The organism is Ancylomarina salipaludis (assembly GCF_004122035.1).
In the GTDB taxonomy this organism is placed as follows: Bacteria; Bacteroidota; Bacteroidia; order Bacteroidales; family Marinifilaceae; genus Ancylomarina; species Ancylomarina salipaludis.
The window spans coordinates 26400-49566 of sequence record NZ_SAXA01000004.1 but is presented as its reverse complement, the minus strand read 5'-3'; the positions used below and the strand labels follow the sequence as shown (position 1 = coordinate 49566).

Genomic DNA, 23167 nt, shown 5'->3' with positions numbered 1-23167 from the left:
CGCTTTAATCTGTTTTTTTTAATTATGAAACCATACCATTTTAAAATAAAGCTCATGATTCATTTCAGCAACTTGCTTATATCTATTCTTATTCAAGTGCTCTTTCAACTCATCAATGTTAATAACAATCCAATCTTTGTTATGTAACGTTTCTTATTCAGTTCTAATTAAAATTTCTGTATTATTTTCAAACACCTCATCATAACCGTAAACTATCTTATATAAATTGTTGTTCAGTACATCAACTTCGTCAATTTGTTTAATGAGTTTACCATTGTAATCTGAGGAAATATCATCAATTATATTTTGGCTACATATCAGCTCAACATCAAATAATATAGGAAAACCTATACCCTTAATTAAGTACAATAATGGATTTTCAATATTTGTGTTATTATATTTTGATGACAGATTGAAAACATTATCTGATTCTGAATTTAAACCCTGAACATCTTTTCTATAATTTAATGTCCTCAAATTCCCAAACTCATCATATTTTAATTGTTTTTCATGAGTAATAAGTGATCCTCCCATGGGTTTGTAATAACTACTATCGATGATCTGAACAGGTAAACCCGATTGAAATTTAATAGTTCGGGATATTTTTTCATCAGTATCAGATCCCCATAAAAAACTAGAATCAGTTTCAATTCTTAATTCATCAGCTGATCTTATAACACTACAAAAATCGGTTCTACTGGCAAATGCGTTCTCACAAATATGGATGTAACTTGTAATCTCATTATTGGTATAATTGAATCTATAAAATTCATGCAAATATTTTGATTCATATGAATAGTAATAAAATCCAAGTGCCTCTTGATTTTCATAACCATATCCTTTTCTAATTAAGGGTTTTGAAGTAATAAAATTTAAATCAAGCGTAGTATCTGATGAAATAGCTATAACTTTATCATCATCATAAATGAATTTATAATTAAGCGATAGGTTTTTGCAAACTCCTTCATTACAACTGTTAGAGATTTGAATTGAGACAATTTTATTTAAAGAGTTAAGGAAAGAAAATTGTGATAAAGGAGTTTCACTAGTTTCTTTAGTACAACTTATATGAGTTATTATAAATAATAGAAAGATTAGCTTAGTTACTTGCCTCATAAATTATATTTATTAATATGATTGTTTTTTTTATAATGTATTTAACATCAACTGTAGAGATTTAATAGTATGCTTGCTGTGTTTATTAATTAAACTAACTCTCAGATGATACGCCACTGGTCATGCTGGTCTGTGCCTTTCACGCAAGTACTTAGTTGTTATAGACTATCTTGCCTTTTTATTCATCCATATTTTCATCGTAAAACCAAAACCCAAGCCCCCTATAAGCCAGATAGGAATGCCTATTAACATACTCTTCTGCGTAATTTCCTCTTGCATAATAAATGGAAATATAAAAACCATAGTCAGGTACATAAATAAGCCCCAGGCTAAGCCCATCTTCAACCAATTCTTAGTTGTCATTTGGGGTGTTACCAGTTCCAGATTTAAATTCTTATACCTTTCTGGTTGTTTATCTAACCAACTCTGCTTTAGAGAATTTCTGAACCAGCCCCAAATCGGGAACGTCATTATCAAAACGAGTAATGAGGTCAGATTCCTCTGTACAGGAATTATTTTGGTACACTTATCACAATAGAAACCAAACCAGTTTTTTATAGCCGTCTTGTTTTGAGCAGAATATTTCAAACCTGAATGTAGTTCTCCACAGTGAGGACATGGTATTAATGAACGTTGTATAAAAGGTTTATCTCCTTCCCGCTCAATCAACATCACTTTAGGAATTGTTTGTCCCAAAATCAATTCATTAATCACCAAGCCAGGATTAATAATCCAATGTAAAATCACAGGGCTTTTCCAATTCCAAATTTTGTATTTTTCCTTATCGTATATCATTCTACTGTCTTTTTTTATATTGTCCATAATAATCTTTCTAAACTTCGTGGGCGATTAAAACCAATGCCCTACCCACCGACCTGTATCTATAGCAAGCAAGTCATATTTAATCTTTATAATACCAAAATGGAATTTTCTGAATCGTAACAATTGAATCTGTACCCGGATGTTTACATCTTGAAAAAGTCAGAACATGTTTTCCCTCTGCCAAATTCTTTGTCCCCAGATAGCTTTCAAAACCAATGCTACGCATCTTACCATTATTCTCTTTAAGTATGGAAAAATTTGATTGATAAGGAATAGAATCGATTTTAATCGAATAGATTTTCTGAAACGTATTTAAGTATTCATGTTGTAAACTATCTGTTTTTCTTAACAAAGTCGTGTTTTGACTGCTTCCAATTGTTATAATCTTGCTGAAATGATATCCACGTCTGTCTTTTTTAGGTCTCAAACTTTCATTAAACTCATAAATTTGGTCTTCAATCGCATACGAGAAGGGGATTTTCACTTTTATAAAAGAATCACTGATTACTTTTGATTGTATGGCTATTACATCAATAAACAGGTCATTTTTTTCCACTAAATCTTCATAGTTTTCACTATTGGATACAATCGTACTTAAGGGATTCGTTGAGGATAAACTGAAATAATTGGATTTGACATTGTATGTGGTCGATATAAATAGAATCGTAAAGTAAAAAGGCAATAAAAGGATACTGACTCGTCGTCCAAACTTGTTGTCGATAAGATTATAATACAGAGGCCGGTATAAAAACGACAGGGTGATATAACTGAATACCCAATAAAAAGGAAAATAGACCAGAGCGACCCATTTATTTTTTTTAAGGAGTCCCTGGCTTAAATAATCGAAAAAGGTAAGTACAGCACCTATCAATAAAAAAGATTGTATTGCTCCCGCAAGTAGAAAGAGCAATATCGAATCATTATCCGGATATAACAATTCAACAGCATCTATTAATAGATAAACAATGAAAAATGCAGCGACATAAAAAATGAGCAAAAAGGAAATCGCAAAAATAATACTGCAGAATTTTTCAAGTTTTTCGATATAGCCATCAAACGAACCAATTTTTTTATTCAGATAATTTCTAAAACGTTCACTGTAATTTAATTTGTCAATTTCAACTTCGCCAGATACATAGCGCAAGCCCAAGGCTCCAATCCATATGCTACGTAAGATGACATGCAGAATTAAGTTGAAAATTAAAATTAAGATAGCCATGTATACTATTTGATAGACATATTCAAGCATACCACCTTCATACACTTCTATATCATAAGCATTTCGTACAGCCTCAAGTGCGTAGAACAATCCGAAAATGGTAAAGCCGGAAACCAGCAATTCCAATTGCCAGGAATCTTCCTGTAACCTATCAAGGAGTTTTTTTAATAAATTTTTGTTGTTAGTTTCTTCCATTTGCTGCTCTTATGGGGATATTCAATTTTAAGACTTACTGAGGTTCCTGTGCGATTTCAAAAACTTGCTTTACCCACTGTTTAAAAGGTATTCACCAATCTTAACTTTTAAAAAGGCATTCTTATGCCTTTAACAAAAGCGATTTAAAGCTTCTAACGGTCAAAGCCAGAAAAACAATTGATCCTAAAATTTTAAGCAAATAACCAAACATTTGTCCGGTCGATCGACCAAGCTCGAATGCTGATTGATAAGTGGGATAATTGTCGATAAGTGAATATATAAATGAGAAAATAAATAGTGCGAACACCACATTTACTAGTCTTGAAATCCTATTGTTTGTCTCGATTGATCGATTCATTTTTTTAATTCTATTTGATTGATTTTTTTTTTGGAAACGAACTTGACTATAAAGCCTGGCTTGCATTGCGCCTGCGGCAAGCCAGGCTTTATAAGCCATTGTTAAGCTTTGTTTTTTAGCTATTATAGCTGCGACACGAAATGTTGATTTAGTTTAGTCTTTAAGAATGCAACTTGCATAATTTTTAGTCTTCTCAATCTTTTTCTTTTTCAAATCCATGTCGTAATATGATTCATCTTTCAGGTAAGTTCTAATAAATTTAATGCCCACTTCTTCAATTTTCTTCAATTGTTCTTTTGTAATTGGGTAGGTCATTGCAAAGCCCGAAAATATTTGACTGCCTGACACAAACGACTGAGGCGTTGCATTTTTAACAGAAATGAGTTCCATTACCGACTTATCGCCTAATTTCAAATTCAATTTGCTCCCTTCAGGAATTAAAAAGGCCTGGTCTCCAGGAATGTTGACATAGGATTCTAACCTAAAATCATCGCCTGACCTGTAAAAAGCAAACTTAAAATAGAAATTATACTGCTTAGCGATTCTTCTTTCCACTTTCCCGGAAAATTCATCTACTTTATCATAGGTATACTTGCAATCTTGTGCCTTTGTAATAGTGGTAATCGATAATAAAAGGAAGGCTAAGGGTAATAAGAATTTTGGTTTCATTAAGTGTGTAATTATGGGTTAATAAATGTAAGGTCACTCTTGTTAGGCTGATCCAACTGGGGTTTTTGTTTATATATCCTTGTTAATACTCAAATGATCATCATTGCCATTTTGTATGCATTTCGTTTTTAAATTAACTCTAACGGTCACTTGTATGTGGTCGGGCGGGATTTCTGGAAGAAATCATGTCAAACTCACAGGAAAGTGGGCGCAAGGTCTGACTTGTCAGACCGCTAAAACCACCACCAGCCATATACAATTTGTTGGTGGTAGTTTTTTAATTTATTAATTCAACTTTATCTACTGCATCGAAGCCTTTTGTTTTACTAAATTTCATATTATGTACAAAGTTTTGCATACTATCAGATGGGTCAATTGTTTTTAAATTTAATTTTTCAATTGTCACAGGTGGCAGAATAATTGATAATATAGGCTGATTTTCTAGATGTCCTGTCGCACTGTTTAATATTTCAGCCATTGCATTAACTCGAATAAACTCAAGAGGTAAATAAGCAAATATTTCTCTCGCAACTCTGATTACAGAACTGCAAATATGGTCTTGATATAATTCATTAAATTTACCTTTTGCCATATTTTTCTTAGAAAGTTTACCTGTCGCCGTTTGTCTAAGTTCATAGTTAGGAATAACTTCGTCGCTATTGACACTTAAATCTACATCCAAATATTTACTTTCGAAATTTATGTTTAGGTGAGTGCCTAGTTCTCCGATTTCTGAGAATAGGTTATAATATTCAATCGCATTTTTATATGCTTCAATTTCTCCGTTTTTGACTCCGTCAGCAATTCGCTGAAGTTCTTGCCAATCTTTCAAATCTTCTTGATACTGATTGTGTCTTGATTCGTTATCTGTTTCGTCTTTACGCCTGGCTGTTTCTATTTGTTTTTTTAATTTATCTATCTTTTTTTCGGTTGAACCGAACAACTTGTCAAAGAATGATGGTTTGAAACTATCTAATTTTTCTTTAGCGAATTTCTCATTATCAAATCTTTTCGTTGGTTCTTTGGGAGGTTGAGTTTTTTGAATTTTATCCCAATCTATTGTTTCACAGCAATCTTTATGAACAGATTGAATCATATTTACGTAATTTTCCCAATCTTCTACAGCTTGCCTGGCATCGTCAATTTCTTTTAATTTTTGTTGTTCTTTAAATCTTTTTGCAGCTTCTCTGGCTTGTCTCTGTTGATCGCGTTCAATTCTTCGGACAGCAGCACCATATGAACGCATTACTCCTTTTACTGTAGTCATTTTGTTCGTTTTTGGTTTAATTATTTAGTGTCTTATTTTCTCAAAATATTGTCAATGATTATGCAGTTTTCAAAATTACCGCCAACGGTTGGTACTTGTTGCGGAGCGGATTTCGGAGAGCGTTCATGTACGCTAGGACTGAATTGTGATGCGAAAATCCGCCGTTTCTAACCGCACCGAGCCCGCTCTGAAATATGTACTTTGTTATAGCCCCGTTATTTATAATTTCTTTTTTCATATTTCAAAAACCAATCATATATTTCAGTTTCTGGATAAACTAACCAATGAATTGAATGTCCAACATCTTTTTCTCTTGTATATTTGGTTTGGTTATTTATTTCGGATAGTTTATTTATCAAATAATCAGTTTCTTCAACTGGCACGATATTATCTGATTCTCCATGAAAAGCCCAAATTGGTATGTTTTTTAAATTTTCAATATTTTCAGAAATATAATCCATATGTCTGGTAAAACCACTCATTGGGGCAATTGCAGTAAATTTATCAGGATATTTTGTTGCGAGATACCAAGTTCCAGAGCCACCAAGACTAGCTCCTGTTAAATAAACTCTGTTAGTATCAAATCTGTATTTTTGTTTCAAGTCGGAATAGAAATTATCAAACCAGTTTTCAGTCGACCAGCGAATATGTTTTGGACATTGTGGGGCAACAACTATAAAAGGGAAACTACGTCCTCTATAAATTTGGTCAAATGGGCCAGCATCATATAAATCAAGAGTATCTGTCCCCCGAGCAGAGCCACCATGTAAGAAAATTAATAAAGGATATTTTTTAGATGAATCATTTGTATAATCGGTTGGCAAATAAGTAATGTAATTATATGATTTTGTTTCTGGAGATTGATTAATGCCATTTTTGAATTTTATTTCAAATTCCAAATCGCCTTTCTCACTCCAGTATTTACAAACATTATTTAATTGTCCATTCTTCCATGTTTTTTCAGATTCTTTAATTCCAGTGTTGTACCATGAAACAGCTAATCCGTCTCTTAATCCATTATTGTAATTTGCATCGTAAATAAGCTGTCCATTCTTTGACCACTCTTTGTAATTTCCTTGTTTTGTATTTGATCGGTAATTACATTGAAGCTCTTCTTTTACGTTTTTATCGAAATTCGAGTAAGTGGCATCCATCTGAATCTGTCCGTTTGCATAAAAATCACGAACATGAATCAAGTTATTTTTATCCGATTTTTCAATTATTCTTTTGTAAACAACTGTATCATATTTTGAAATCGGAAATTGCAAAAGAAATGTGTCAATCGTTTGGGCTTGTACACCAATCGAAGTCAAAATCATGATTAATATAGTTGTTCGTTGCTTCATTTATAATGGGCTATAACAACCATATGGCTGTTATTTCTTATATATCTTCTACCAAGGTCTTTTTACACCCTAAATTGAAGGGATAAGAACACCTCTAAATTTGGCTCACTAAAATTAAAAATTATCTGAACTAAACAGTATTCTGAGCTGAAGTAAAACTATAAACAAGTGTAAAATAGAATCACTCTTCATAATAAAAGCGTTTTTGTCAAATTGGGAAGGGGGAAAATCAGAAAATATAGAGCATTTTACGTTTTAGTTTGGGCTCAAATCGTTTTGCAAAAGACCCGTTACGTTTTGCAAAAGAGAAAAATGGACTCAAAAAGGGTCTTTTCCGTCTTGAAAAAGGTCCAAAATGAATTAAAAAGAGTCTTTTGCAAACTGTAACGGGCATTTTACAATTTGCAAAATGCCCGTTACAATTTGTAAAAAAACAAATTTTCTCAAAAAAACGCTGACTCAACGTATTTTACACCAAAATAAAACAAACACATGCAAGACTATGTTTTATGAGAGTTTCAACTCTTTTCAACCTTAAAACAAACTTAACGAAATAAATTATTTCTTATAAAACGTCAATTTATGCTCCATCCCCCACAAAATCAATTAATCACCAGATAATCAATCTGAAACAAACATTAAAAATCATTAGATTTTTTGTACACCTCCCATTTTACCTTTTCCAAAAACTTAACGAAATATTATTTTGCAAATTGCAACATAAAAAAACAGCACCACAAAACACTAATGTGCAGTCTGTCAATACAATACAATACAATACAATACAATACAACAATAAGTCAAAACACCAGTAAATTCGGGATGTAGGGTACATTAAAAAAAAATCAGTTCAAAATAATTGTTTTTTCAAAAAAAAAACTTCCATAACTTTATTATAGGATCCTAAACAATATGTTTTACCCATAAAATTAAAAACAATGGCACAAATAATTATTAAAAAGGATTTTATCGAATCTAACGAAGAAGGTTTTGCTCAGAAAAGAGATAACTTTCTGTTAAATGCCCCCCAAATACATCGAATCGGGGATTTTACCTAAAGAGGCCACAGAAACTCTAATCGCAGAATTGCAAGCCGACGAAACACGGCGCAATCAAAAAAACATAGACAGAAAAGTATCTTACGATTCCAGAAAAATATATGTAAGCGGGCACAATCAGGTAAGTAAAAACCTAAGAAATTATAAAAAGCTGATTGACAACACCCCTTTGGTAACGCCTGAGATTAAATTGGAACTGGGATTGGTTAATGAGGACCGAATAGAAAATACCAATAATAAGAAACCCGATTTAAAAGGAAAAGAAGTGGGTGGAGTTCCCCATCTGAGTTTTACAAAATTTCCTTTCGAAGGCATCATGCTTTACGGCAAGATCAACGACGGGGACTATAATTTCCAAACCAGCGTGAGAGCATCTGGTTTTGACGACACGCGTCCGCGATTGAACCCAAAACAGACAGAGGTCAGAGAGTATTATGCCTACTACATATACGGTGGCAAAAAGGTTGGTAAACAATCAGAAATTATTCGGGTGGTTCTGAATCCAATAGAATAATGATGATGAGTAGCGAAACGAAACAAGCCCCGCAATGCGAAATACACTATGGGGCTTGTTTTATAATTTGAGGACCTCTCCTGAAAGGGCGAAAAAAACTAGTTTCTTGTACGAATAACAAGCGTATGAGATCCGCCATAACTGATACTGCCATCAGCATATTTGGCGTAAGGTCTAAAATGATAATCGGTATTTGGAGTTAGATTGGTAGCATCAGCAAAATAACTGGTCTCAAAAACATTGCCTTCCAAATTATCAGCAAGCAAGGTCACTGCATCGGTAAAATCGCTGTTCATACTGTACTGCAATCCAAGTTCAACAGGCGACTCCTCTTCCAGTTCAATCACTTTTACGGCAGCATTAATAACTGTAGCTTCTATAGCAATGGATTTAGGTGTGATCACCTCCATAACTATCGATCGGCTTTGGCTGGCATCAACTTGGGTATTGGCTTGTATTTCGTTGCCATAAAAAAAGCTGCCATCGCTCATTTCTAGAAATCCTCTGATAAAATAGCGGGTATTTCGTTTCAGGTTTTCAAGCGTCGCACGAACATCTCCGGGGCCTACTGCTATAGCTGTATTACTTGTATTCACGACAGGTTTCGATGCGGTTCCATACACAAAGGCACGTCTGACCACGCTCCCCAGGTTCTGAGATCCATCATCAAAGGCGCCGGTCAGCATCACATCGATAGTTCCGTCACGATTGATAAAATAATCGACATCGGTATGCGTCACAAAACTTCTGTCATCCTTTACTACCGTATCATCACCCGAACAGCTAAAAAGTACGAATGCACTAAAACCAAGCAAAACTGCCATCAATAAATTTCTCATTGTCAAAACCTTTCTTTTAAATAAATGCATACAAATCAGAACCAGACTCTTAATTAATAAAGAATCGGCTGGCTTTTTAAAAGCGGTGCAAAATTATGGAAAAGAATGAAGCTAACAATCTTTCTCAAACGTTTAAACGTTAAAAAAGCCTAACTAAAACCCTAGAAACCAACACGTAAAACAAGCGTCACTCAAACAATTTGATTTGAAATAGCAATCGGTATTAGCTGTCAGATGAGTGGCTTTAGCAAAATAGCTGATCTCAACGCATTACTCCTTTTCACTTGCCAGTTTACACACCTCTCCCATTTTACTCATCATATATTCATGCGATTTTCGGGTATGCGGAATGGTACAGTCAGCACAATTTTTAAACCCATTGGTGTATTTAAAATTCCCCCCGCACTTATCTTTTAACATGTATAAGGGACAAAAACAAAACAGACAATTAAAATCCGCCTCGTTTTCAACTTTATGGCAAGGAAAATATTCACACTCGGTATTCTGGAAAAACTTATAATGTTCTGACATGAGATTCAGTTTGTAGTCTTTTATTAATGGGAACAAAGATAATAATTTAGAGCTTAGCATCCGGTATTTTCTACATTATAGTAAAATGCAATCGATCCTTATTAAGCCTGAGCTAAACGATGATTCCGCTCCTTTGGAGCTTAGCCAAATGACCATACATCTTAGCCTTATCAGACAAGGCTTGCAAACATCGCACCCTTGGTGCTATGCAGAAATGATGAGACAACAAAGGCATCCACCCCTAAGTCCCCTGAAGGGGATTTAAATGAAACCAAACTGTTTAAGCCCCTTTAGGGGTTGGGGTGATTGCTAAACATCTTAATTCAATGAATTCAACTTCCTATTATAAATAGTTCTCATCAGAATATTTCGCTCCCTTAGAGCTTACCTAGATAACCATACACCTTAGCCTTGCCTTATCAGACAAGGCTAGCAAACATCGCACCCTTGGTGCGACTTATAATAAAAAACACAACTGAAATCAGATACGCTTTCCTCAATGCATTATAACAGAAAAAACTAGCACCGAAGGTGCACAATCATAAAAACATCCACCCCTAAGTCCCCTAAAGGGGATCTGGATTAAACCAAGATATTTAAGCCCCTTTAGGGGTTTGGGGTAATCACAACATTTAAATTTAACGACTCTGACGCCCTGTTAAAAATAGCTCCCAAAAAGATTTCGCTCCTTTGGAGCTTAGCCAAATGACCCTACACCTTAGCCTTGCCTTATTAAGACAAGACTATAAAATAACGCACCCTTGGTGCTAACTATTTTCCCAAACGTGCTATAATCATATACGCATACCTCAATATGATTTCAAAATGGGAATTTGCACCGAAGGTGCACAATCATAAAAACATCCACCCCTTAGTCCCCTAAAGGGGATCTAAATGAAACCAAACTGTTTAAGCCCCTTTAGGGGTTTGGGGTGATTGCTAAACATCTTAATTCAATGAATTCAACTTCCTATTATGAATAGTTCTCATCAGAATATTTCGCTCCCTTAGAGCTTACCTCGATAACCATATACATTAGCCTTGCCTTATCAGACAAGGCTAGCAAACATCGCACCCTTGGTGCGACTTATGATATTAGAAAATTTACACCAAAGAGCATAATCATAATGCCTAGTCCATTAGGGCTATACATAAATAATTGAATAGGAAAAGCACCGAAGGTGCATAATCATAAAACATAGTCCGTTAGGGCTATGCAAGAATCATAAACAATTCTAAGCACCAAAGGTGCGTCGTCACTACAAACTAATCCCACAAAAATCGCTCATCAAAATCTATACTATATCTTCTCAATATCATCCGATATTCCTCTTGAAATGATGCTTTACGATGATGTGCCCTCTGATTTTGAATATACGCAACCACCCTATCAACCTGTTGGGGATTAACAGAAAACCCACCATAACCATGCTGCCAATAGAAATTTGAAAATTTGGGATCTTTTAATTTAATCCATTTCGATGAATGTGTTTTTAGCTTTTCAATCAAATCCATTAAAGCCATCTTGCGGGAAAGGTTTACCAATAAATGAACATGATCATTGGTTCCGCCAACAATTAACGGTTGTGATTCTAATTTTTTGCAAATACCTCCTAAATATGCAAACAACTCATTCTGAATTGAATCATGAATTAAGGGCAGACGAGCTTTAGTGCTAAAGCAAATATGAATGTAGTTCTGTACTAAGGATTGAGGCATATCTAACAATTTTCTATTAAAGATAATAAATAATCCGCACTCCTTTGGAATGAATCCTCACAGTACCATAGCTTTAACACTATTTTATAAGCTTACTTTAATTACATTGAATCCATTAAAACTGCAATTGATTGGCTATAACCAATAAACTTTCTTTTGACATGGCCGACGGACTCATTATCGAAATAACCATTTCGTGCTGAGGGTATTCAATAAACAAAACATTCCCATCATCCTCGCCTGATTCCTCATCTCTCATTTTGCCAAAATACATCTCTCTTCCATTCTTCACGAATCGTTCGTATTCGTTGGCCTCAGTATTCAACATCTCTGATTGAAAACCTTGATTTGAAAGAGCCGAAATCATAAAACTTTCTTGCAAACCTTTCATAAAGGCAGCCATATACTGACCTCCCATTGGCATACACATGCTTTTTTTATAGCCTTGATATTGCACCTTATCAATCGCCATCTCAAACTTCTGGAAAGAATATGTTAATGGCACAATCTCCTCATCCGCATCATCATCCGAAAGGTCCAGGTCCATAGCATCTGTTTCCTGATTTAAATCCATCATCTCGATCCCGTCCGGAACTTCAAACAAACTGGCTGATACAGAAATGTTCTCCTCGAATAAATCTGCTATTTCGGTGGAAGTTCCCATAATCTCTGACTTCGTTTTCAACGGGATGCCTTTGTATGTACTCTGAGTCGTTCCCATAACTTCAATTATCTCGCACTCACGTCCCATAAACGTTTCTATCCCCATCATTTTACCCCCAAATGCCTGTAAGGTTTCAAGTGCTAATTTCTTTTTTTGCTGCTCATCCATCCCATCTACAAAATTCTGGAATTCGGCAGGAAGTTTAAAACGGTGTTTTGTTCCTGTTTGATTTATCAAATCAATATTATAAGAATTTACGCCATCAACAATCTTCAAGGTATGATCATCTTCCACACTTTTCATTCCTAATACATTTGTAGTTGTAGTTGCTTTCTTTTCCTCACGATACAAACGCCCGTAATCATCAAACCAAATCGAGCATGTCCCTTTAGTCATTCCCTCAAGTTTGTATTCCACATGTCCCGACTTAATCATAAATCGTTTATTCGAAACTTGTGCATTAATCGTACCAACACCCAGTATTAGTCCAATTACCAGTATTCCCAAGCTTTTTTTCATCACCTGATAGCTTAATTTATAGTTTTCATATTATAACGAAGTTAACCATTAGAATTAAATTTATATACGCCCTGTATTAAATCAACTTTATTTTTTCACGAAATATCTTTACACACCAAGCAAGTACATTCCACAAGAAATTCATTTACAGAGAGAATCAAGCCCAGAACAACTGATTTTTGAGCATGTTTATTTTACGATAAAAACACCTGAATCAGCTAACTTAGCTTCTGACAGACAGAACTTTTGCCATTAACAATGAAATAGTCATAAAATTAATTGCAAAGAAGCTGTAATAGTCCGTTTTTTGTAAAAAATTACAGGAGTATAACATGGAATACAAACGACTCAATAAAGCCATATCCGAAACAGGCTTCTGCTCGCGTCGGGCTGCTGACAGACTGATTGAAGAAGGGAAAGTTAAAGTAAATGGACAGCCTGCCGAAATGGGGCTGAAAGTAACAGCTGCCGATAAAATTACGGTTGATGGTAAAGTGATTACAAAAGAGGTGGGCAATATCTATTTGATTTTCAACAAGCCTGTGGGTATCACCTGCACAACCGACACCAGTATCAAAGGTAATATCATCGATTTCATTGGCTACCCCGAGCGTATTTTCCCGGTGGGGCGAATCGATAAACCCAGCGAAGGTCTTATTTTCATGACCAATGATGGTGACATCGTCAACAAAATTCTTCGTGCTAAAAATAATCATGAGAAAGAATATGTGGTACGTGTCAATAAACCGATTACACCTGATTTCATCCGAAGAATGAGCAATGGAATTCCGATTCTCGATACAGTAACCGAGAAATGCAAAGTGAAACAAATTGATACTTACACCTTTAATATTATCCTGACTCAAGGCTTAAATCGTCAGATCCGTCGCATGTGCGACTATCTTGACTATGAGGTTAAGGAACTGAAACGCATTCGAATTATGAACATCAAGCTGGGAAGTCTGAAACGCGGGAAATACCGTTCATTTACCGGACCTGAACTGAAGGAATTGAAAGCCCTAATTGAAGATTCAAGTAAAACGGAGGAAGCTTCCTTATAAATCTTCAGAACAGTTACAGATATTTAAACCTGATAATAAGCTCTCTTTTAGGACTCTATTTATCAGGTTTCTTTTTTTAAAAGGAAACAATCCTGACAAGTATAAAAACAAAAATTCGTAACTTTTATGAGAAACCAATGATTTTTCTCTTATGAATGCATCCCAGACAAAACCCAAGGCTTCGAAAGAAAGCCTGATTCTGCTGATTGCCATTGTTACGGCAATCATCTTAGGATTTATTCTGGGTGGCTTCTTCCCTTCCATTGGGATCAAACTTGAAATTTTCGGCCAAATCTTTCTCAATATTCTGATGCTACTGGTTGTTCCTATTGTGGTTCTATCCATGATTGTGGGTATCTCCCGCATTCAAAACTTAAGTCAACTGGGCACACTGGGCAGTAAAACATTGGCCTATTATTTAATTACCACAGCCGTTGCCGCAAGTATCGGTATTGTTTTGGTAAACCTGATTCAACCCGGCATCAATCAAGTAATTGCCACCAACGAACTCCCCGCCAATTCAGAATTTCTACCGGTTGATATTTTCACGGCTTTAAAAGAACTGATCGTAGGCAATCCCGAAAAAGAACAACAAGGATTAATAGGCTACAACCTCTTTCTCGCCATGGAAAAAATGGATATCCTGCCTCTCATTCTATTCTCCATTTTTTTTGGTGCTGCCCTCTCATCACTGGGCAAAAAGGCAAAGAAAAGCATTGAACTCTTTTCTGTGATGAACGATGCCATTCTCAAATTAGTGCATTGGGTGATGTATTTAGCTCCATTAGGAATTCTGGGATTAATTGCTGCTCGCGTTGCCCATTCCGGAGGATTTAAAGCCTTTATTCCCGAGCTCCTTTCTTTGGGTTTATATGCACTAACTGTGCTTATTGGTCTTGCTCTGCATGGTTTTCTCTTTTTAAGTTTACTGTTGAAATTATTCGGGAAACGATCTATTGCCAGCTATCTAAAAGGAGTGGCAACTGCTCTTCTGAATGCCTTTTCAACCGCTTCGAGTACTGCCACACTTCCTTTAACTCTACAAGGCGTGCACGAAGAAAATAAGGTTTCTGAAAAAGTCAGCAATTTTGTTCTGCCTTTGGGTGCCACCATTAATATGGACGGAACGGCCCTGTATGAGGCAGTCGCTGCCATTTTCATCGCTCAGCTATATGGCATTGAACTCTCTTGGATTCAGCAATTGATTGTTATTTTAACCGCAACTCTTGCAGCTATAGGTGCAGCCGGTATTCCTGAAGCCGGATTGGTGACCATGCTTATTGTTTTACGAGCCGTAAACCTGCCCATTGAAGGGATAGGCCTACTCTTAAGCATTGACTGGCTTCTTGATAGGTTCAGAACCACAATAAATGTTTGGGGCGACAGCGTGGGTGCCGCCATTGTTGAGAGATGGGACACAGAAAAACCATCTGAAAATGAAGAAGTTTAAAACAATTCAAAAACATGATTCTGTTTGCTACAAAATAAAGCCATAAACATTAGCTTTATGCCAATTATTACAGAAGGATAAAAATGGCAGAAATTACACAGGAAGATCTCACATTCGACAGAGAACATATTTGGCACCCTTATACCTCAATGGAAAACCCATTACCCGTTTACCCGGTTGCTTCAGCCGATGGTGTACGTCTGAAACTTAACAGCGGACAAGAGTTAATCGATGGCATGTCATCCTGGTGGTGCGCCGTACACGGCTACAACCATCCAGTTTTGAATCAAGCTGTCGAGGAACAAATCAAAAACATGTCGCATGTGATGTTTGGAGGCATCACCCACAAACCCGCCATCGAACTGGCAAAATTATTGGTTGCAATCAGTCCTGAAGGATTGGATAAGGTTTTCTTTGCTGATTCGGGCTCTGTATCCGTTGAAGTGGCGATGAAAATGGCGATGCAGTATTGGTTTACCAAAGGGCAGCAGAAAAAAAACAAATTTCTGACTATACGATCCGGTTATCACGGAGATACTTTTAATGCCATGTCGGTTTGCGATCCGGTTACGGGTATGCACGAAATCTTCACAGGGGTTTTACCGATCAATCATTTTGTCACAGCTCCGCAATGTGGATTCTATGATGATTGGGACGAGAAGGATATCCTCTCAATGAAAGAGGCCATTACACTATATCAACATGAATTAGCTGCTATCATTTTAGAGCCTATCGTTCAGGGTGCAGGAGGCATGCGTTTCTATCACCCTCAATATCTGAAAGAAGTGCGTCAGCTTTGCGATGAACACAATATTCTTCTGATTGTTGATGAGATTGCCACAGGCTTTGGCCGATCAGGTAAACTCTTTGCTTGCGAACATGCCGGCATTTCACCGGACATCATGTGTGTGGGCAAAGCGATTACAGGCGGGTATATGAGTTTTGCGGCAACACTTGCCAATCAAAAAGTCAGCGCTGGCATTTCGCAAGGTGTTCCCGGCTGTTTTATGCACGGCCCTACATTTATGGGCAATCCTTTAGCCTGCTCAGTGGGTGTAGCCAGTATCAATCTCTTATTGCAATCCGATTGGAAAAGGAAAGTTGATAGCATTGAAGAGATTCTAAATGAAGAACTGAAAGCTGCAGAAAAACTAGCCCAGGTAGCAGATGTTAGAATATTGGGTGCCATTGGTGTGATTGAGATGAAAGAAGCGGTGAATATGGCGCAGATCCAAAAACAATTTGTAGAAGCTGGTATTTGGGTGCGCCCTTTTGGCAAACTGGTTTATATCATGCCGCCTTTCGTGATTTCTGAAAAGGATTTACGAACTTTATGTCAGGCCATGATTGAAGTTGTGAAAAAACAGTAGGTCAGTTTAACTATATCTTGACTTTAACCTTTATACTTTTTCCTTGATACAATGAGCGATATTCTAAAATCCTATCAGGACGAGCTGGAAAAGCTAAACCAGACAGGCAATCTGCGTTATTTAAAGCAGATCGACGAAAGTCAGTTTAAGCTGAACCTGTCCTCAAACGACTATATGGGCATTGCCAAACTGGGCTTATCTCTTCCCGCTGAAACAGGTATGGGATCGGGTTCTTCCCGTCTGCTTACAGGCAACTTTCAGGCCTATCAGGCACTTGAAGATGAGCTTGAAAAGCAATTCGGGGCTCCGGCACTCTTCTTTAACTCAGGTTATCATGCCAATATTGGAATTCTACCTGCTTTGGCACAAAAGGGTGATCTCATTTTATCCGACAAACTCAACCATGCCAGTATTATTGATGGTATTAAGCTGAGTGATGCTGATTATCATCGTTACAAACACCTCGACACCCAACACCTGACACGCTTACTCAAAAAATACCGCAGCAACTACAAACGGGTATTTATCGTAAGCGAATCTATTTTCAGTATGGATGGTGATGTGGCCGATTTACATGAACTCATCAGGATTAAGAACAAACACAAGTGTTTTCTTTATGTGGATGAGGCTCACGCCCTGGGAACCCGAGGTGAAAAAGGCTTGGGTATAGCCGAAGAACAAAACTGCTTATCGCAAATTGATCTGTTGGTGGGAACCTTTGGAAAAGCCATGAATTCAGTAGGGGCTTATCTCATTTGTAATGCGATTATCAAGGAGTATTTGATTAACAAGATGCGTTCGCTGATTTTTACCACAGCTTTGCCTCCTATCAGCATTGCCTGGAACCTTCAAATTCTTAAACAAAGCCTTGGCATGCAAAAAGAGCGCTTGCATTTGCAAGAACTTTCGAACCAATTCAGAACGGCTTTGCAGGAGCTCGGCATACAAACCGGTGGCGACTCCAATATTATTCCCATCATGATTGGTGATAGCGAAAAATGCAAACAATTGGCCGAACAATTACAAGACCTGGGCTATCTGGTCTTCCCCATCCGACCACCATCGGTACCACCCAATACGGCCAGACTTCGACTGTCACTTTCAGCTGATATGCAATGGGAAGACTTAAAAGAACTTCCGGTCATGATTAAGAATTTACAATCGAAATACAATTCGTGATTATCGATTAGTAATTAATTCAAATGCCAATTAAGAAATGGAATTTAGATATTTACACAAAAACAATTCACCAAAACTCATCCTCTTTATGAGCGGTTGGGGCTGCGACGAACTGCCATTCCTTAAGATTGAGGCGAATGAATATGATGTACTGATGTGCTACGACTATCGTGATTTAAGCCAGATTCAGAAATTAAAAGAAGAGATTCAATCCTATCAGGAGTGCCATCTGATTGCCTGGTCATTGGGTGTATTTATCAGTTCACTTTTGTTTAAAGATGATAAGGAATTATTCAAAAGCCGTCTCGCAATTAATGGTAGCTTATCTCCCATTGATGAGGAACAAGGCATTCCGCCAGCCATATTTCAGGGCACCATTGACGGGCTAAACGAAAAAGGCCGCGACAAATTTTTCATGCGTATGTGCGGAGGCCGCTCGGGATACGCAGACTTTTCAGAACAACTACCCAAACGCCAGCTTGGCGATCAGAAAGAAGAGTTGATCTGTTTGCAAAACATGATTTTGAACCAGCCAATTACTTGGGATATTTTCGATAAGGTATTACTTTCGTCACGGGATATGATCTTTCCCTTTAAGAATCTGGAAAAAGCCTGGGAGACTAAATCTCAAAAACTTATTTTCGATCTGCCCCATTTCTGTTTCGCAGCCTGGAACAGTTGGGATGAGATACTAAAACTTGAAAAGTCTTAAAAAATCAAACGATCAAAGAGACAAAAAGTCAATAAACAGAGGGTGAACAAACAACAGGTAAATAAAGATAAGGTGCAGAAGGGATTTGTGAAGAGCATCACAACCTATCGCAAACACGCTATTGTACAGGAAGCCATTGCTTCCCGTTTGATTGCTGAAATGAGGTGGCGTTGTCCTGAGCATCACCATTCGGTATTGGAAATTGGTTGCGGCCCGGCTGTGCTGACTGAAAAGTTTTTCCAATTCTTTGATGCAGATACTTACCTGGCAAACGATATTGTGGAAGAATATGCCCCCGTTTTAGAATCTCTCAATCCCAAAATTCAGTTTATGGGCGGGGACATTGAAAGCTCCGATTTACCTCAAAATCTGGATCTCATTTTATCGGGATCAACCTTTCAATGGTTTCACGATTTGGATACATTTCTTGAAAAATGTCATGCTGCCCTTTCGAAAAATGGCTTTCTGGCATTTAGTAGTTTTGGACCTGAAAACTATCGCGAAATCAGAGCCGTTGAAGGCAGTGGGTTAAATTATCTATCCTTTAACGAGCATTTGGAACTCCTCGAAAAACACTTTGATGTGATTTGGAGCGAAAAAGAAATCATCACCCGTCACTTTCCTGAACCCATCGAAGTTCTGCATCATATGAAACGAACCGGTGTGAATGGCTTACCCGGTAAAGTATGGACCAAAACCGATTTAAAAAACTTTGACGAACGCTATAAGGATCTTTTTGGTATCGAATTGGGAGTTCCATTGAGCTACCAGCCTATCTACTTTATTGCAAAACCGAAAAATAAGGATAAAGGTTAAAGAGAGAAGGTCAAGAAATTTTACTCGGATCATTTCCAGAGGATGTGTTGATATGATGATGTGGTAATTTCCAGATTGACAGAATCAGCACATCAACAAATTAACACATCAACAAAATCATCAATTATGAGCACTTACTTTATTACAGGAATTGACACGAATGCCGGAAAAACATTCGCTACGGGCTTAATGGCTAAATACCTTCTCGACAAAAAGGTAAATGTCATGACTCAAAAGTTTGCTCAAACGGGTTGCGTGGGTGTTTCAGAAGATATTCTGGCTCATCGCGATATTATGGGTGTTCCCCCCTACAATGTGGATAAGGACGGAACCACTTGTCCTTACGTATTCACTTATCCGGCTTCGCCTCATTTGGCAGCCAAGATTGATGGTCAGGAAATCGATATGAATGTGATAAATGCCTCAACCAAAAAACTTCAGGATCAGTTTGAAACGCTTTTGATTGAAGGTGTGGGCGGTATTCATGTTCCCATTACACTGGAATATTCTCTCCTGGATTATCTTGAAGAAACCAAACATCCCCTGATACTGATTACCTCATCAAAATTAGGAAGTATAAACCATACCCTAATGACCCTGGAATTGGCTGCAAAGAGAAAACTCCCAATACAAGGCTTAATCTACAATCACTATCCGAACAACAGCGATGTGATTTTGAAAGATTCCATTGAGGTTTTCAGAACTTATTTAAATAAATATGGCTACAATTGCCCGATTGTCGAAATTCCTGAATTCAAAATTGGAGAATCACCTTACGTCGATTTTTCACCTTTATTTCAAATTTAAAACAACCCAGCACGTATTTACAACCCCTGATTTTTCTGTTTTTCAGACTTTAGGCCTTTTATGACATTCTTATTTTGTTAAAAGATGTTGTTAAACTGAAAGCGTATTATGAAAAAACTGTAGGTTTGCAGTCTAAACACAACAACACAAAACTCTATAAGTAATGGAAAGATTATATGTTCCCAACAGGGGCCATGTCGTTTTTGAGGATATTGTATTTGATGAGAAGCTTGGTGCTGAAATCAATCAGTTTTTACGCGAATATGAACATTGCGATATCCTGTCAAAATACAATCTCCCTTTAAGTAATAAGCTTCTGCTTCACGGAAAAAGTGGCTGCGGTAAAACCATGACGGCACGTGCTATTGCCCGCAAACTGGGTAAAAAAATCAAAGTCATCAATCTGGGAGGAATCGTTTCTTCTAAATTGGGTGAAACCTCTGCCAATATCGCTTCGGCTTTCCGTTTGGTAGAGAGTCAGGAAGCTGTTCTCTTTTTCGATGAATTCGATTCGCTGGGCAAAGAACGTGACTACGACAATACCGATAGTAATGAAATGAAACGTGTGGTCAACACCATGCTTCAGTTGATTGACTCCTTGCCTAAGCATTCTATCATCATTGCCGCAACCAATCAGATTGATATGATTGATTCGGCTTTGCTTCGTCGTTTCGAATTGAAATTGGAATTCAGAAACCCTAGCAAGGAATTACTGGATAGTTTCTACGACAAGCTGCTGGCTAAATATCCCGAAGAATATCGCGATGTAACGAGACAATACGATATTTCATATGCTGAAGCACAAGATATTGTCTTCCGAACAGTAAAAAACAATATTATTGTATCTGAACTCAGTAAACAAGACAGGCTGGAAACAAATCCTTGTCTGAACTAATAACACAAAAAAATCCCAAACCTCTAGGCTTGGGATTTATTATAAAATTTACATCAACTAAACTGAAACAATCTCGTCTTTCATACTAAAAAGAACATAGAGAACTTCTTCTTTCTCTCTCTGCCCAATATTATTCTTATCGAGCGCTTCTAATACATCCGATAGAACTTCCACAAATTCGGTATTACTAATATTCATACCCCTGTGTGTGCCCATCATATCCTTTCCTTTATAAACAGATGGACCTCCTGTCCCTACAATAAAAAAAGTCGCTGCACCATGCTTCATTTCTTCTACACTGGCCTTCGCATTCTGAAAGCGGGTTGCTATTCGTGGATTAGCCAAATGAAAATCTACAGCATCACTCGCAATCTTTGTAATTCCTTCGGTTCCTCCTAATCTCTCATACAAAATTTCACTCATTTTCTTCCTCCATTTAGTGAATAAGCAGTAAGATAAGCTTTTCTGTACCCAAAGTCAACAGCAGGCTCCCAAACAAACATTTATAAACGAAGCCTTCCATAAAAATTACACTATCGATATGTGATGAAAAAGTCTTTCATCATTTCCATTACAGAAAAGTAGCCCATTAGTCTGAATAGGTCTGTTTATCTTTAATTTTTTCTTGTATCAAATCAATTAATTCATAAGTGTTTCGTTTAACCGAGAGCTCAGGTAAGTTTTCTAACTTAAAAAAGCGGGATTCTTGTGTTTCATCACTTCCTCGTAATTCCCCATCAATTTTATCACAAAGAATCACTATTTTATAAAAATGGTATTCAAGAGGAGGAAAATTGTGTTTATTGGTATCAATAATAGCAAGAGTACGATTAGCTTTTACTCGCAAACCAGTCTCTTCATAAACCTCCTTCTCAGCAATGGTATTGGGAGAATAATTCACGTCGGCATAACCTCCTGGCAAGGACCATTTATCATCCGACTTTTCTTTAGTTAATAGAATTTCTCCATTTTCAATCACAACAGCCCTCACATCAACCTTAGGCGTTTGAAATCCTGTTTCACAGGTAAATAAGTCTTTTATCTTTTCAATCTTAGCATCAGTCACCTGAGCGACTAACTGAACACTTAATTCCCGCAATTCCTCAAAGCGTTGCTTATCAAAATGATCTTTAGTAAATCTGATTCCACTTTGTGAGATAGCCTGTATCTGCTTGGCTATTTTTAAAATATTATTTTCCAATATGATTCGTTTTAGATTTGCAACTGTTAAGCAATATGTTCTCTCTTTTTCATTGATACATTTATCAAAATACGGAGACTGCAAGATAAATTATTTCCTTATAAGTTTCCAAAATCGACAAGCAGTAGTAAGGGGATGTCTAAATTGTAATTTATATACCCGGTTTAGAGATTCCTCATAAACTGCTGCCAAATATTGAATGATATAAGCAAAGGAATGGGGTAAATTTCAAATACGCATAAGTCGTGGATGATTGATACACCCCTTCATTTTGCCCTCCGGTACATTTGGGGCTAACAAGGCTTCAGGCTACAAAGCGACCAGACCTTTCGAATCAAGGCATTTAGGATGTTAAGACCAAATTCTCATAATGGAAATAATTTTTCAAACACTTTTGTTCTGTGATCAAATATCTGCTTTAACATTTTTTCAATGAATAGTGTATTGACAATGCTACCAAGAAAACCCAATGGAGGTTTATAACTGACAATATCTCTCATTAACACTCCCTCTTCAGTCTGTACAATTCTATGTTGATGGTGCCAAAAGGCATAAGGACCAACTCGCTGCTCATCCACAAAATACGATTTATCAACGACGTGCGTGATCTCTGTAACCCAATTGGTATTAATACCTAATAAGGGCCGAACCGTATAACGAATGATCATTCCCTCGTATATTTTGTCTGCAGCATTGGGAGTGCGAATATCGAAGCCCATATACTCCGGAGTAATTTTCTTTAAATTTTGAGGTGAACTTATAAAATCCCAAACTTCGTCCATGGAAGCATGAATGATCTGTTCTCGCTGAAATTGAAAAAATCCCATATATTGAGGTTTT

Annotated in this window: 23 protein-coding genes; 9 read left to right on the top strand and 14 right to left on the bottom strand. The window is 36.8% G+C overall.

The window, feature by feature from the left end; all coding sequences use genetic code 11:
• Positions 1-153: 153 nt before the first annotated feature.
• The 7 genes from EO244_RS05765 to EO244_RS05735 all read right to left on the bottom strand — a co-directional run bounded on the left by EO244_RS05765 (position 154) and on the right by EO244_RS05735 (position 6992).
• The gene (locus EO244_RS05765) at positions 154-1116 is read right to left on the bottom strand and encodes a hypothetical protein (RefSeq protein ID WP_129253709.1); all 963 of its coding nucleotides are present in this window, start codon (positions 1114-1116) and stop codon (positions 154-156) included.
• Positions 1117-1281: 165 nt separating this feature from the next.
• Entirely contained in the window at positions 1282-1938 is a 657-nt protein-coding gene (locus EO244_RS05760; protein ID WP_206734499.1) for a hypothetical protein, read from the bottom strand.
• 79 nt (positions 1939-2017) lie between these two features.
• Positions 2018-3352 (bottom strand): hypothetical protein, encoded by a 1335-nt coding sequence (locus EO244_RS05755; protein ID WP_129253708.1) that lies wholly within the window; start codon positions 3350-3352, stop codon positions 2018-2020.
• Between the two features lie 121 nt (positions 3353-3473).
• A complete protein-coding gene (locus tag EO244_RS05750; RefSeq protein ID WP_129253707.1) occupies positions 3474-3809 on the bottom strand; it encodes a hypothetical protein in 336 nt (111 codons plus the stop codon).
• Positions 3810-3863: 54 nt separating this feature from the next.
• Entirely contained in the window at positions 3864-4379 is a 516-nt protein-coding gene (locus EO244_RS05745; RefSeq protein ID WP_129253706.1) for a hypothetical protein, read from the bottom strand.
• Between the two features lie 277 nt (positions 4380-4656).
• The gene (locus EO244_RS05740; RefSeq protein WP_129253705.1) at positions 4657-5646 is read right to left on the bottom strand and encodes a hypothetical protein; all 990 of its coding nucleotides are present in this window, start codon (positions 5644-5646) and stop codon (positions 4657-4659) included.
• 215 nt (positions 5647-5861) lie between these two features.
• Complete coding sequence (locus tag EO244_RS05735) at positions 5862-6992, bottom strand: alpha/beta hydrolase-fold protein (protein WP_129253704.1); 1131 nt, start codon at positions 6990-6992, stop codon at positions 5862-5864.
• Positions 6993-8012: 1020 nt separating this feature from the next.
• Between EO244_RS05735 and EO244_RS05730 the strand changes: the two genes are divergently transcribed.
• Entirely contained in the window at positions 8013-8564 is a 552-nt protein-coding gene (locus EO244_RS05730) for a hypothetical protein (protein ID WP_129253703.1), read from the top strand.
• Between the two features lie 98 nt (positions 8565-8662).
• Here the strand turns inward: EO244_RS05730 and EO244_RS05725 are convergent, their stop codons facing one another.
• The 4 genes from EO244_RS05725 to EO244_RS05710 all read right to left on the bottom strand — a co-directional run bounded on the left by EO244_RS05725 (position 8663) and on the right by EO244_RS05710 (position 12836).
• On the bottom strand, positions 8663-9403 hold the full coding sequence (locus EO244_RS05725) for a hypothetical protein (protein WP_129253702.1): 741 nt from the start codon (positions 9401-9403) through the stop codon (positions 8663-8665).
• Positions 9404-9673: 270 nt separating this feature from the next.
• A complete protein-coding gene (locus EO244_RS05720) occupies positions 9674-9934 on the bottom strand; it encodes a cysteine-rich small domain-containing protein (RefSeq protein WP_129253701.1) in 261 nt (86 codons plus the stop codon).
• A gap of 1266 nt (positions 9935-11200) precedes the next feature.
• A complete protein-coding gene (gene tnpA, locus EO244_RS05715) occupies positions 11201-11653 on the bottom strand; it encodes an IS200/IS605 family transposase (RefSeq protein ID WP_129253700.1) in 453 nt (150 codons plus the stop codon).
• 115 nt (positions 11654-11768) lie between these two features.
• Positions 11769-12836, bottom strand: a complete 1068-nt coding sequence (locus tag EO244_RS05710; protein ID WP_129253699.1) for a DUF4367 domain-containing protein — start codon at positions 12834-12836, stop codon at positions 11769-11771.
• 332 nt (positions 12837-13168) lie between these two features.
• Here EO244_RS05710 and rluF point away from each other — a divergent pair, with 332 nt between their 5' ends.
• The 8 genes from rluF (at position 13169) to EO244_RS05670 (ending at position 21126) form a co-directional block, all read left to right on the top strand.
• Positions 13169-13897, top strand: a complete 729-nt coding sequence (gene rluF, locus EO244_RS05705) for a 23S rRNA pseudouridine(2604) synthase RluF (RefSeq protein ID WP_129253698.1) — start codon at positions 13169-13171, stop codon at positions 13895-13897.
• Positions 13898-14048: 151 nt separating this feature from the next.
• Entirely contained in the window at positions 14049-15347 is a 1299-nt protein-coding gene (locus tag EO244_RS05700) for a dicarboxylate/amino acid:cation symporter (protein ID WP_129253697.1), read from the top strand.
• 83 nt (positions 15348-15430) lie between these two features.
• The gene (bioA, locus tag EO244_RS05695; protein WP_129253696.1) at positions 15431-16717 is read left to right on the top strand and encodes an adenosylmethionine--8-amino-7-oxononanoate transaminase; all 1287 of its coding nucleotides are present in this window, start codon (positions 15431-15433) and stop codon (positions 16715-16717) included.
• Positions 16718-16768: 51 nt separating this feature from the next.
• A complete protein-coding gene (locus EO244_RS05690) occupies positions 16769-17896 on the top strand; it encodes an aminotransferase class I/II-fold pyridoxal phosphate-dependent enzyme (protein ID WP_129253695.1) in 1128 nt (375 codons plus the stop codon).
• 37 nt (positions 17897-17933) lie between these two features.
• Complete coding sequence (locus EO244_RS05685) at positions 17934-18608, top strand: DUF452 family protein (RefSeq protein ID WP_129253694.1); 675 nt, start codon at positions 17934-17936, stop codon at positions 18606-18608.
• Positions 18609-18650: 42 nt separating this feature from the next.
• Positions 18651-19424, top strand: coding sequence for a malonyl-ACP O-methyltransferase BioC (gene bioC, locus EO244_RS05680; protein WP_164977417.1), 774 nt, complete (start codon positions 18651-18653; stop codon positions 19422-19424).
• Between the two features lie 126 nt (positions 19425-19550).
• A complete protein-coding gene (gene bioD, locus EO244_RS05675; protein ID WP_129253692.1) occupies positions 19551-20231 on the top strand; it encodes a dethiobiotin synthase in 681 nt (226 codons plus the stop codon).
• A gap of 163 nt (positions 20232-20394) precedes the next feature.
• Complete coding sequence (locus tag EO244_RS05670) at positions 20395-21126, top strand: AAA family ATPase (RefSeq protein WP_129253691.1); 732 nt, start codon at positions 20395-20397, stop codon at positions 21124-21126.
• A 57-nt stretch (positions 21127-21183) separates the two neighbouring features.
• On the opposite strand, the gene EO244_RS05665 is transcribed toward EO244_RS05670, so the two are convergent.
• From EO244_RS05665 to EO244_RS05655, 3 genes are all read right to left on the bottom strand, one after another.
• Positions 21184-21549 (bottom strand): group I truncated hemoglobin, encoded by a 366-nt coding sequence (locus tag EO244_RS05665; RefSeq protein ID WP_129253690.1) that lies wholly within the window; start codon positions 21547-21549, stop codon positions 21184-21186.
• Positions 21550-21715: 166 nt separating this feature from the next.
• On the bottom strand, positions 21716-22327 hold the full coding sequence (locus EO244_RS05660) for an NUDIX hydrolase (RefSeq protein WP_129253689.1): 612 nt from the start codon (positions 22325-22327) through the stop codon (positions 21716-21718).
• 365 nt (positions 22328-22692) lie between these two features.
• A complete protein-coding gene (locus tag EO244_RS05655) occupies positions 22693-23154 on the bottom strand; it encodes an SRPBCC family protein (RefSeq protein ID WP_129253688.1) in 462 nt (153 codons plus the stop codon).
• Positions 23155-23167 lie beyond the last annotated feature (13 nt).